This window comes from Nitrospirillum amazonense, assembly GCF_029594735.1.
Classification (GTDB): Bacteria; Pseudomonadota; Alphaproteobacteria; order Azospirillales; family Azospirillaceae; genus Nitrospirillum; species Nitrospirillum amazonense.
Map to the genome: position 1 here is coordinate 1 of NZ_JARPAF010000019.1, position 12,250 is coordinate 12,250.

A 12,250-nucleotide genomic window follows, 5' to 3' on the forward strand; every position below is an offset into this window, starting at 1 on the left:
CAGCGTCGATGCCGGCACCGGCATCAACGTCACGGCCGCCGTCGGCCTGGCCGGCACCAAGGCGGGCGACTACCAGCTGGCCAGCACAAGCATCACGGGCGCCATCGGCGCGGTGACAACACCTCTACCAGCGATCTCTTCTCTGCCACAAATCACCCAAGCACCGGTAATGGTGACCGTCGGTGACGCAATTGTCACCTCGCGTACTAACGCCTTCTCCACGCTCCCAACGATTATTACCCGCGCAGCGCCTAACGTTCCGCCGTTGTCGGCCGACCTCGCTGGTATTGACCTGTCCATCTTATTCGCTGGCGACCCTCAAGTAGTGCGAACCGGGAATCAGCGACTTGTGCTCCGGCTCGCGCCAGCCCTTCTCTCAACTTCGGGAACTTTTTGATGTGCATCCGCAGTCTCCTCCTCTTCACCACCATCCTGACTGGAGCAGCTGTGGCTCATGCTGCTGACATTCCCCCATCTCCCGAGAACATAACCAAAACAGATAATGACACAGCTCCCCCAGCTCTAGTGCCGGTTCTGAAAGGGATGCGTTTTTCCGCATCAACCGACTGTGTCAACGAGCCAGTGATACAGCCACTGGAAATCGATCAAGGGCTCGATGTGTTGCAGGATCCGAAATTTAAGGGGGTGGTCGAATCCTACTTGGGGCGACCAACCACCATGGCGGACATCCAGCAGATCAGCCAGGCAGTAACCACGGCATACCGCAACCGGGGCGCCCCGTTTATGCGTGTAACAACGCCTCCCCAGGACATCACCGATGGTGCCATCCGCTTCATCATTACGCCGTTCCGCCTAGGTCATATCGCAGTAGCCGGAAACCAATGGTTTTCGGACGAGACCCTTGTTTCCGAATGCGATTTGAAACCCGGCCAAGTGCTTCTGCTTGCCGATGTAAATGCCGACCTGGAGCGGCTCAACGCCAACCCATTTCGACAGGTGGAAGCCCATTTCTCTCCCGGCACCGATCCCGGGACCACCGACCTGACCCTTCAGACCAAGGACAGGTTCCCCATTAAGGTTTTCGCATCGTACGACAATGCCGGCGCCCCCTCCGTTGGGCAAACGGAATGGGCTACCGGCATAACCTGGGGCAACGTCGCCGGTCTCGACGCCCAGGCCTCCTACCAGTACATGAAGAGCGACAGCGGTCGTTTCGAAGGCCATTCCGCGACCCTCTCGGCTCCATTGCCTTGGCATGACCAAATCCAGCTGCAGGGCGCATATTCCGTTCAAACACCCAGCTCTGACACGATACTTGGAATCCAGGGCGTTAGCGGACAGGCGTCCTTGCGCTACATCCATGCTTTCGGCCTTCTACACCTGACCGCCAACACCACTTTTTCTCAGTCCCTGCAGTTCGGATATGATTTCAAGACCACGAACAACAACATAGAATTTGGCGGCTTCCGCATCTTCGCGACACAGGTCGAGGTCGATCAGTTCCCGCTCACCTACGATGCCGTCCTGGCCGATAAATGGGGACAATTCGCATTCGAGAACTCACTATTTCTCAGTCCTGGCGGCCTCACCTCCAACAACAATGCTGCCGCTTTTCGCGCATTACTTCCAGATGCACGAGACACGTACTTCTACGACCGCATGAGCCTCACCAGAACAACCTTCTTCGGAGGCGACTTCAGCCTCACCTCGCGGCTTATCGCCCAGATGAGCCCGCACAATTTGATGTACACTGAGCAACTCGGCATCGGGGGCGTCAACAGCGTTCGCGGCTATTTCAGTAACACGGCAACAGGAAGCACCGGCTTCCTTGCCAGCAATGAACTAAGGGCCCCTCCAGCATCCCTGCTGAAACTGCTATGGCCCGAAAGCCCGGTTCTCGATCAAATACAAGCAGGTATATTCTGGGACTATGGTTATGGACGCCAAGTCACTCCCATTCCAGATGCAACGAATGAAGCGGTTCTATCGAGTATTGGATTAGATCTCCATATGGTCGCTGATAGGTACATCGACGTGAAATTTGACATTGGGTGGCGATTACGGCGCCCGCCTCAAAACGATACGCGTGGCGCTTTCGCTGATTTTTCTGTTACCGCCAGCTTTTAAATATCCGCCTGTATTCATGCAAACCTTCAACTGTCGCGTAAAGGCCGATACCTCAATGTCATATGAAGTCATTCCCGGTACATCCAATTGTGCACCCCGCATCAATTTCTGTTCACCAACAAAGCTTTTGTGGAGCGGCGCATCCGATGGGAACCTCATGGACGACATTGATCTGCGGCTAAATATGGTCCAATGGACTGAGGTCCAAGCTGCAGAACTGGGTTGGCGTGACCAGACTCTGGACCAGCGGAGCGCAAATCCCTTCCATCCAGACTTCTTGCATGGCCGTTTTCATCGTCTCTGGGAGCGATTTTATGCGGCTGGACGCTCTTTATACGATCCCAAGATCACCTTTGATGGCGATACTTTCGCAATGATCAAGGCGTCGGTGACGACTGCCAAAGGCTCAGCCATCCAAAACCCTTATGAATATCCTGCCGTCGAACAAATGCCTCTCACCATTGTCGACATAGGCCAATGTGAAGGTGTGAGCATGGAGCTGCTCACGATCGACACCGGAAACGTTCCTCTCGGCCTGGCAGCCTTAAGTCTCCGCCGCCATGTAAGAACACCCCACTATGACAACCTTTTCGGAAAACCTTTGTACTTTTATCCGGTCATAGGCGATACCGTCTCCTATCTTGGGGCAATCCTGGGCAGGCCTGCACCAGCAAGCAAAGGCGATATTATTGCCATCCCCCTCGTGGACCTCACGGCGGCGGCCGCCCTTTTTCGCGCAGGTCCTCAAGCACAACAAGATGTTTGGGAAGCCTCGGCATTACCTGGTCTGCAGACCGCTGAACTCCTCGATCTCGTGGACAACAGGGATCAAGCGAGCGCCGAGACCACGGCCGCGTTCCACGAAGCTCTGCGAAACCGACAGCCTTGGGCCCTTGATCATGCTCAAGAAGAGGAGGAGGCGCGTTACCTACACTTCCTGGAACATAGATACCCGACGGCCATTAGCGAACATGGACAGGAGTCATTATGGCTCCCCTGGCATGCGCTCATGGTGGGGCCAGAGAGATGCCGGTACAGGAGGCGATATACGAATAGTTTTGCCCTTGATGCCGGAGAACTTCAGATCGTTGTGGGTAAACTCACCCTCGCAGGTAAATTCCGTGAGGCTCCGGACGGCCGCGTGATATACCAAATCGAACAGTATGAGGAATTTGCATCAAGTGACCAAATGTCCTTGGAAGATTTTGTAACCTTCACTATACACAAGATCGTTCTGGAAAAAATTTGGCCGAAATAAAATATAATTCTTTTTTGAGGTTGTTAGTCCGCTTAGACTGCAGAAATGACGGAAAATCACATCAATCCCACTGTTTCCATCTTCAACGCTGACACCCACCCGAAATTAATGGGTGAGGCCTGGCATTTGCGATATCGCTTGTTCAAATGTCACCTCGGCTGGGAACTGGAAACAACAATCCAGGCTGAAGCTGATGAATTCGATGAGGGTGCTCTTCACTGTGGGATCATTGTAGACGGCGTCATGTTAGGTTACTGGCGCGCACTACCCACGACCAAGCCATACCTCCTCAACACGCGATTTAGCTTTCTTCTAAAATCCCAAGAGGATTTTCCGAAAGCCGATGACGTGTGGGAAATCAGCAGATTTGCGATCGATCCCACCCTTTCCACCCGACAACGCCGTCGTGTCGGCCAGGTGCTATCATCCTGCATGGCTGCTTTTGCAGCAGCTCGAGGTGCATCAACGCTGATAGGCTTAGCTGAACCGGCCTTTATGAACTTTCTCAGGCGCCAGGGCCTTCCCTTACAGGCCCTCACCTCTCCATCTCATGTGGGAAACAGCACTGCTGGAGCGGTGCATGCACTATTGGTTTCGGTCCGTACCGTTGATATACCGCCTGCCCTCGCTGCGCCCTATATCCAGCAATTTCGGCAAATGGCTTTTGCCCTGGCGAGTTGAACGGTTGCGCCACTGTGAACCGCTGAGTTCACTTGCGGGATTACCAATGGAACGACTTCCGAATTCGGAACGTTGGACCGTGACGGCCCTATAAGGCTGTCCACTGGCCATCATGAAAAGCGCCGATTTATCAGGGCGTAGCCGCGCCGATGTGACGTGAGGTCGATGCCACGTTTAAATACTGATCAGCCCTGACTGAATCGCCCGAGCGACGCATTGTATTTTAGAATATGCGTTGAATTTCTGACAGGCACCGTCGATATGAAACGTGATTGTCCGAGCTGTAACGCCAAGGATTTCTGCCGTCTCAGATACGGTTTTTCCTGTTGCTGCCCACCGTAGACACTCCTGCTCCCTGCTTGTGAGCTTTGGCAGGTCTGGTTTGTTCCCCAAACGGAGATCCGCGATTCTCTCGTGAAACGTCAGTGCGATGTGACGGAACCAAGGCGGGATGCAGCCGGGCGTCAACATTTCTTCCGGCTTATCAGACCAAAACATGCTGACCACCGCGGACACCAAGCTCCCATCAGGACCAAGGGTATGAGCGGGAATAACGTAGCCCTGGGTATAGCCGTGGTCGGCCGCCATGACCATCACCCCCACACCCTTATCGTCTATCGCTCTTCGTGATTTAGCGAGCTGAGCCGCCTGAAATTCCGGTACATCGGCCCACGTCATAGGTTTTGCCGAACGACGACATGCCAGCATCAATGGATCGTGCTGTCCGAGGCTGTTCCCCAAGTAAGTATCCACAAAATCAGGTCGGGCAGTTGACCGGACGAACAGCTCTGGCTGGTTTTGAATCCCAGTCGGACGAGTGTCAACATAACTTGCCGCCGAAAATCCCAAATTAGATGCAATTTGACTAAAAGTGCGAAAAAGATGCTCCGGGTCTGATGACGACATGAGCAGATCGAGGGTCGTCTCCAGTTCCATAATCACCTGCCAACCAATAATTGGGACCTATACCTACAACGGTAACCCTTCCCCTATTGATCTATACCAGCAGAGATATGCAAGCATTCTTCACTCCGCCATTCGGCCCAATAAACATTACATTTTTGCCGTGGCACCTTACTTGCATTCGTTTAAGCTCGCGCTTAAGCGCCTGATTTCTCGCCCATTTCTCGTTCTGTGAGAGGTTGGCCCCGCAAAATCCTCGCCGCCCTGTCGTTACATATTCTGTCGTTTTCGACATATGACATGACGTTTCCGTCATCTCAATGTACTATAAATCTCCCGCAACAATAATGCGCATTGCCTATGCCTCCACGTTACAATTGGTCCGATATCCAGCTGATTCACGCTGTGGGCCAACACAACAACCTGTCGCAAGCCGCGGAATCCATTGATATGTCACCATCGTGGGTTCACCGACGTCTGTCAGACCTGGAGAAGAAGTTGGGGAGGCCGCTGTTCATACGCAGCCGTCAGCAGACGCGGCCCACCCCATTCGGGGCAGCCCTTCTTGAAGCGGCAGAGACTATGGCAAACGGCGCCCGCATCTTCGATCGCCTATCTGATCCATCCGCATATAAGCCGACGATAACCGTCAGTGCCCCCAGTGACATCGTGGATTACATCTTATCACCGTCAATATATGCAGATAGTCTCTCGCCTTCTCAGCGGAATATGCACAAAATTCCTGATGATCTTTTACGTACAATCTCCGTGACACAAACCAATCCATCACTTAGACCCGATCTTGAATACGTCCTTGTTGCTCCTGGTCACATCGTTCGTCGTAAGGCGGATTATATCGCCGACTATACGACAAAGAAAATCGGAGGTATTTCATTTCAAATATTTATGGCTTCTTCATCTCTTCAATCGGCATCGGCGCGGCACGACATGCGTGTTATGGTCCCTTCGTACCTAGAAGATTTTAACGTCATTCATTTTATTCAAGCCTTCATTCCGGGGGTAGAATCCCCGGACATCGTTTTTCATCCATCGCCATCGATCGCCGCCAAGCTAAGCGAACAAGGCCATTGCATGGCCTATTTGCCAACCTGGCTGCACTCATTCCACCCACAACTAAAGCCCGTCGTATCACGGGGGCGGCCGCCGCTCATCTTAGACCTCAATGCATGCGCCAAGCAGGCAAGCGCCGGCGGCAACATCACGGATCCTCTCCGCCGCGCTTTAGACATGGCGATAGCTCGACATATCAATTCGGACCGCACTCCTGTATGACGTGACCGGTTCCAAAAAGAGGTTGTCCAATGTGCTATCTGGGCAACTTCTAACCGCGTGATGCTACCAACACCTTTCATGTAACGACTTAAGACGGAACGAGACTTTTAGATGGGCGTGACACTGCCACAACCCAATAGTCTTATTTCCCTACTCACAGGCACAAAGCCGAGTAGGAATACTAAAGCGCCGTTGGCGGTTCTAGAGGCTTATTATCCCAATTTTAAGTGGGATATCATGCTTCAACCTATGAAATACATCGCTGATGTCATCGCCGATGCTAGCGGTTCCGTTATTTCAGAAGACCCGAATGAATGGCTCCGCTTATCACTATTCGAACACAACAATGATTTTGCGTCACTTTGGTATAGCGTTCGCCGTGCGGCTTATGTTCGGCTCTCTTTAGAACGCACTCCCATATGGATTACAGGTAGATACGGCCCTGGTTCCTGGGACTGGGTTCAGCTTCGTCTTTATTTAACTAAGAATATTAACTCATGTCCACTGTTCGGTGAGGTATGCCCTGAGACAGAAACTGATATTTTTTATCCAGATGTGGCAGTGACCACTCCTCTAAAGCCTATATCTGCCTATGTTCCGATGTCTGATCCTCACTTCTACTTGTCTGGACACGAGCTAGTAGGACGTGCAGAGGGCCTTACATTTGGGCGTTGGGTCGAGGATTGGTACCGTAGTTCCGCCGGTTCTCATAATCCATCCGTGCACATAGGAATATCCTATGATGCAGGCCTTGGTGTTTATCGTCCGGTACCTTTACGGCCAATGCCCATATCATTACCTTCCGATTCCCAGTCATCGGCGCACTTGGCAGATGCCATTAGCATGTTCAATAAAGAAGCTGGATGGTCTTTCGCGTGGTTTTTCTTTGTCGTTATCAATCAACTGCCGGCATCCCTCCCTTATCATGTTCTGCATCATAATAACACTGGAGCCCTTCGTTTACATGAGCGGGATATCAAAATTCTTGAAAACTGGATAAATAGTCCCTATTTTCTATAGGCGCACAAATCCGATACAATATCAATCGTCGACTGTTTTATGCATGTCGCGAAGCCCTCTGTGGATCGACCGAGTCAATCATGAGCATAGCGCAGTACCTAAACATCGACACATCCTCCTCCAGCATATCTCGACCAACGTCAGATGTGTGGAAGGTCCTAATTGTCGATGACGATGAGGAAGTGCATGCCCTTACCAAGGCCTTCTTTGACGGGGAACCTATCGAAGGCCGAAATCTTCTGATGCTCAGCGCCTATTCTGCCTCGGAGGCGCGTGTCACTCTACACGCCAATCCAGACATTGCCGTCGTAATCCTAGATGTCGTCATGGAGGCAGATGACGCTGGCTTAAATCTGGTCCAACAGATCCGCGAAGCCGATCATAATTGGCTTGTCCGAATCATCCTTCATACGGGTCAACCTGGTAAGGCGCCGGTAGCCGAGGTCATCCGAAAGTACGACATCAACGACTACCGAGAGAAGGCCCAAGGGCGGCGGGAGTATATGCTCACGTCTCTCTATTCAGCGATCCGCGCCTTTGCCGCGATGGAGCGGCTTGCCAATGTCAATAAGGGCCTTGAGACGATAATCTCATCGATCGCCCCAGCGTTGAACCGTCAGGGCCTCGATGACTTTCCGGGCTTGCTGCTGAACATGGCATGCAAATCCTTGTCTCCGCTGGGCGAAGTCGACGGAGCGATGAGCGTGCTGGTGACCCCCACTGAACAGAGACTGAACGCCACCGTCGGCGAATATGCACCCCTCCAGGGGATGTCAGCACCTCATGCCCTATCTCCGCAAACGTACCGCCAAATGGAGGCTATCCTCCGCGCGAGCACTACTGATCCCGTCTTTTCGGAGGGACACTATCTCGCGAAGCTGCCGGCCGGCGGCGACACTTGTTACGTCTTCATCATTCGCATCAGAAGTGCGAGCCAACGTCAGGACCAGCGCATCCAACAAACATTCCAGGCCCTGATCCTGGCGTGCGCGGCCGGCAATGCTCATAGGATGGACGCAAGCCTCCTTCGGCGTGAAATCGTCACCAGACTTGCTGGGGCGCTACAGGCACGGATGCCGAGTGAGACCACCGACCACATTCAGCGGGTCTCTGCGTATTCGATCCTGATAGCAAAGGAACTCGGTTGGGGCGCGGAGGCGTTGAGGGTGCTTGAAGTAGGGGCGACGCTCCACGACATAGGTTGGCTGGCGCTACCAGATGAGGCTTTTCAGGAAGCCCCGGCCAACTCGCCTGGCCATTCTCTTCTCCGAGAGAGCCACACCCAGCGCGGTTCGGAGCTGCTCGCAGGCTCTGATGCGGCCGAACTGCAGATGGCCACCACGATAGCGCTCTCGCACCATGAAAACTGGGATGGCACGGGTTATCCCTTCCGCCACCGGGGCGATGACATCCCACTAGCCGGGCGGATTGTGCGCATCGCTGATTGGTGGGATACGATGATGGTAGGCCGGCCTGGCAATGAACCGCTTCCGGAGGATCAAGCGGTATCAGAACTTCAAGCCAACTCTGGCACCCTCTTCGACCCCACCCTTGTGCGGGTGTTCATTAAAGTGCTTCCTGACGCCCGTCGTGTCTTGGAAGTGTATCCCGGATAATCATGCGCGGGTGATGCGCCCAACCCACCAAATTGGATGGGCGCATCTCCGCTTCAGCGCTTCCAGGGCCCACAGTCACCACAGCCTTCCGGGAACACCGTCACGGCCGATGCCTTAAATGCCATACCCCCAAAGGCGCCCAGAGCAATGAGAGCAAGAACTCCTATCACGCGAATCTTATGCATTTTACACTCCCTAGTTGGTGAAGTCTGAACCAACCAGTTTAGAGCAAGCCATGTGCCAACTCCTTTCTAGGGAATGCCGCCGTTTTCTTGGGTATATTTCGGATTTAACCAGTACTTTTTTGCCGATCTCGTGGAAGATTTTTCCTAGTTTGAGAGAATGACCATGCTCCGTTTGATCATTTCCGCTCTCCTGGTCGCAAACACCATTACCTTGGCGAAGGCTGAGGAGACCTCAGGATCAGCTGAATTGGCCGTCAGAATGGTCTATCCGAATCAACCACCTTTCATGACCGCCGATCCACAAACGGGTCAGCCTACTGGTCCTGTCGTCGAGCGAATTAATGAAATTGCACGTTTGGCCAATGTGAAAGTGCACTGGGACCCCCTTATGTCTCGCCGTGAAATCCTCAGCCTGCTTTCCTCTGATACGGTCGCCTGCTCTCCCAATTTGCTTAAAACAAGCGAACGCGCAGCGCACTATCAGTTTACCGATCCGGCTTTTGCTCCACCTCGGTGGATGATTGTCGGATCAACCCATTTGGATTGGCACCAATACAACTCCGCCAACGAGCTGTTTTCAGACCCACAACGAACTTTCGGCCGTTTAATCAATGCCACTTTCGGTGAATACATAGACAGAATGACGCTGATCGCGGACAGTCATACTCAGACGTTTCGTGGCACCCTTATTGATCTTCTTTCTATGGTGGATGTGGGGCGTATCGATTATTTCCTAATAGGCGATGAGGCAATCAACCATATCTTTGACAATAGCCAGTCTATTGACCGTTCAAGATTCATATTTCTTAAGTTCGATGACCTTTCCCCTCTCTCTGAGGGTGGGAGAATTATGTGCTCGACTACCGTCAACGCTAAAACCATCACCGCCCTCAATCGAGGTATTGAAAAGTATTTCTCCATTCACTCCGACAAATATCGGTAACGAGCATCAATATGCGCTCACTGTCCAGCAAGTTCCGCACTATGCTATTACGCCCAATGCGGCGTCTCAGTCGGTCGACTCTATTTAGTCACAGGATCGTTCACGTTCGGCTTATTTGGATTTGCTACATCACCTTATTTTCTAGTGGCATCATCGTAACTACGGTGTCCATGGAAGACATTGTGTCAGAGGCGCAATTCGAAATCGATAATCGCCTGTCTGTACTCAACAATCAGATCGCCCTTCTACGACATGTCCTTGATCGGACATCTGAACAATTAATGAAGATACTGGAAACTGACTCAGACTCGACTGTTCTATGTAACTTAGCTGTCCGTGTCGATAATAGCTACCTCAGTCGGTATATACGTGGAAACTTTACCCTTCAGGGGTATTCCACGGGTGACTTGGCGTGTTTATCCAATTTCATCGAGCAAGCCCAGCTCAATCAAATATCATCCACCGTTTCTAGAATTAGCATTTACGGTCGGGATGGCCTTATATCTTACCCTGCTTATTCCAGTGCTGGTGAAAACGTACTGGATTTCTTTTCTCAAACCTATCGCCCTCTCCTCGACCTTGCCAAACGCCTAGGAACCCTGCCATCTATCGCTCCCGTAGAGGTCACCGCGATCCTCCCGCCACAGCCGAGCCCGGCCGACGAGGGTGGTGTCCTTAGCCTTGTCGCTATACGGTCCCCCTCCGACCCATGGTATCTGACCATTAAAGTAGATGGCCCGGACAAAAACTGGATGGCTCTCACCGGGGCCCAGGAAGGTCCTGGTTGGATATTTGAAGGCGCCTTCTTCACTGCCTATGGTCAACCTGTAAATGCTGTGCAAGACCCCCTGCGGTTTCCTCTCGATACTCTCAAATTAGAAAGTGCCTTGCCTCCAATGAAACATTGGAGTTTTCGCCATGGCTCCCTAGTTAAATCCTTCCCGCTTAACAATTCGACCTGGCGGTACGAGGCTACCATACCGCTTGTTTCGATTGCATCTATTGCCTTGACAAGCCATCCGCTCCTCTATTTCGGCGTTCTATTTAGTATGCTCATAGTGTTTTTTTTCCATACACTTTGGCTGCAGCCGTCTGCTGATCAATTCTCCCGACAACTGTTTCGTTTGGTCCAGGCTAGGCGCTCTCTGAGCGCTGTGTTTTCCATTTCCCCTGACGCCTGGGCCCTATTGAACAATCAGGGTCAGCTATTATACGCGAGCCAGAAAATGGTTCCGCTTTTATCGATAAACCGTAATAAAAGCGTTCAATGGCGGTTGCCTGCATTTCAGAATAACGTTCCTCACTATCTACCCCCCTTAGATGGAACAGTGGAGGACAGACATACTATTGTTAACGCTTTGGAAAAGGTCTATGCTATTCATCAATACATTAGGCATAATATCACAATCATCCGTATTTCTGATATCACTCAGGAGGCGCGATTAAGCCTTTCCTACAATAAAACACGTTCTGAGCTATATGAAGCCGAACAAAACCTTGGTGCCTTAAGGGCTTCACTATTAGAATCCGAAAAAATGGCTGCGCTCGGTGATCTAGTTGCCGGCTTAGCTCACGAAGTGAATACACCCATCGGTATCGCGATAGGTGCTGCCTACGAAGCCCAAACTATTGCCAAGGAACTCAAATTATCATTTGTGGAAAGCGCCATCAATGTTTCACCATCAGTGAATAAGCTGAGCAAACTCGAGTTTTATGCACAAACAGCCGTAAGAAATCTTGAGCGCGCTTCTTCGCTCATAACGCACTTCAAGGATATTGGCGCCCATACCGCCATTGAGGATATACGGACCACCAATCTCGAGGCCTTCTTGACCGAGCACGTCCCATCCCTTCGCATAGCTGCGGAAGGGCATGGACATCAGCTTCTCCTCGAGTCACCGGGTCCGGTCTACTGCCAATTCGACGTGGGCTTGGGCTGGTCCATCTTATCAAATGTCGTCAACAATGCGATTGCTCACGCATTTGATGCCCCGGGCGGCGTCATCATCGTCCAACTACTGGCCTCTGACGACAGCGCCATCCTCTCGATCCAGGATAACGGCAAGGGTATCCCAGATCATCTGGCCGGCCGCATATGGGAGCCCTTTTTTACGACCAAGCGGGGGACCGGTGGGACTGGTCTTGGTCTCTCCATCGTCTACCGGGCGGTCCATCATCTCGGTGGAACTATAAAAGTGCTCTCCACACCCGGCTCAGGCACCGAATTTGCGATAACCTTTCCGCTAATCTCAAGGACTTAGGT

Annotated in this window: 10 protein-coding genes; 9 read left to right on the forward strand and 1 reads right to left on the reverse strand. The window is 52.2% G+C overall.

The window, feature by feature from the left end:
- The 4 genes from P5F91_RS29085 to P5F91_RS29100 all read left to right on the forward strand — a co-directional run.
- On the forward strand, positions 1-397 hold a 397-nt coding region (locus tag P5F91_RS29085; RefSeq protein WP_277909014.1), incomplete at its 5' end, for a hypothetical protein.
- On the forward strand, positions 397-2,088 hold the full coding sequence (locus P5F91_RS29090; RefSeq protein ID WP_277909015.1) for a ShlB/FhaC/HecB family hemolysin secretion/activation protein: 1,692 nt from the start codon (positions 397-399) through the stop codon (positions 2,086-2,088). The genes P5F91_RS29085 and P5F91_RS29090, both read left to right, overlap by 1 nt.
- Before the next feature lie 157 nt (positions 2,089-2,245).
- Positions 2,246-3,346, forward strand: coding sequence for a hypothetical protein (locus P5F91_RS29095; protein ID WP_277909016.1), 1,101 nt, complete (start codon positions 2,246-2,248; stop codon positions 3,344-3,346).
- Positions 3,347-3,391: 45 nt separating this feature from the next.
- Complete coding sequence (locus P5F91_RS29100; RefSeq protein WP_277909017.1) at positions 3,392-4,027, forward strand: acyl-homoserine-lactone synthase; 636 nt, start codon at positions 3,392-3,394, stop codon at positions 4,025-4,027.
- Between the two features lie 174 nt (positions 4,028-4,201).
- Here the strand turns inward: P5F91_RS29100 and P5F91_RS29105 are convergent, their stop codons facing one another.
- Positions 4,202-4,963, reverse strand: coding sequence for a helix-turn-helix transcriptional regulator (locus tag P5F91_RS29105; protein ID WP_277909018.1), 762 nt, complete (start codon positions 4,961-4,963; stop codon positions 4,202-4,204).
- A 327-nt stretch (positions 4,964-5,290) separates the two neighbouring features.
- Here P5F91_RS29105 and P5F91_RS29110 point away from each other — a divergent pair, with 327 nt between their 5' ends.
- The 5 genes from P5F91_RS29110 (at position 5,291) to P5F91_RS29130 (ending at position 12,248) form a co-directional block, all read left to right on the forward strand.
- Entirely contained in the window at positions 5,291-6,223 is a 933-nt protein-coding gene (locus P5F91_RS29110; protein WP_277909019.1) for a LysR family transcriptional regulator, read from the forward strand.
- Positions 6,224-6,334: 111 nt separating this feature from the next.
- Positions 6,335-7,243 (forward strand): hypothetical protein, encoded by a 909-nt coding sequence (locus tag P5F91_RS29115; RefSeq protein ID WP_277909020.1) that lies wholly within the window; start codon positions 6,335-6,337, stop codon positions 7,241-7,243.
- 80 nt (positions 7,244-7,323) lie between these two features.
- A complete protein-coding gene (locus tag P5F91_RS29120) occupies positions 7,324-8,859 on the forward strand; it encodes an HD domain-containing phosphohydrolase (RefSeq protein WP_277909021.1) in 1,536 nt (511 codons plus the stop codon).
- Positions 8,860-9,207: 348 nt separating this feature from the next.
- Entirely contained in the window at positions 9,208-9,987 is a 780-nt protein-coding gene (locus P5F91_RS29125; RefSeq protein WP_277909022.1) for a substrate-binding periplasmic protein, read from the forward strand.
- Positions 9,988-10,157: 170 nt separating this feature from the next.
- The gene (locus P5F91_RS29130) at positions 10,158-12,248 is read left to right on the forward strand and encodes a sensor histidine kinase (protein WP_277909023.1); all 2,091 of its coding nucleotides are present in this window, start codon (positions 10,158-10,160) and stop codon (positions 12,246-12,248) included.
- The last annotated feature ends 2 nt before the right edge of the window (positions 12,249-12,250 follow it).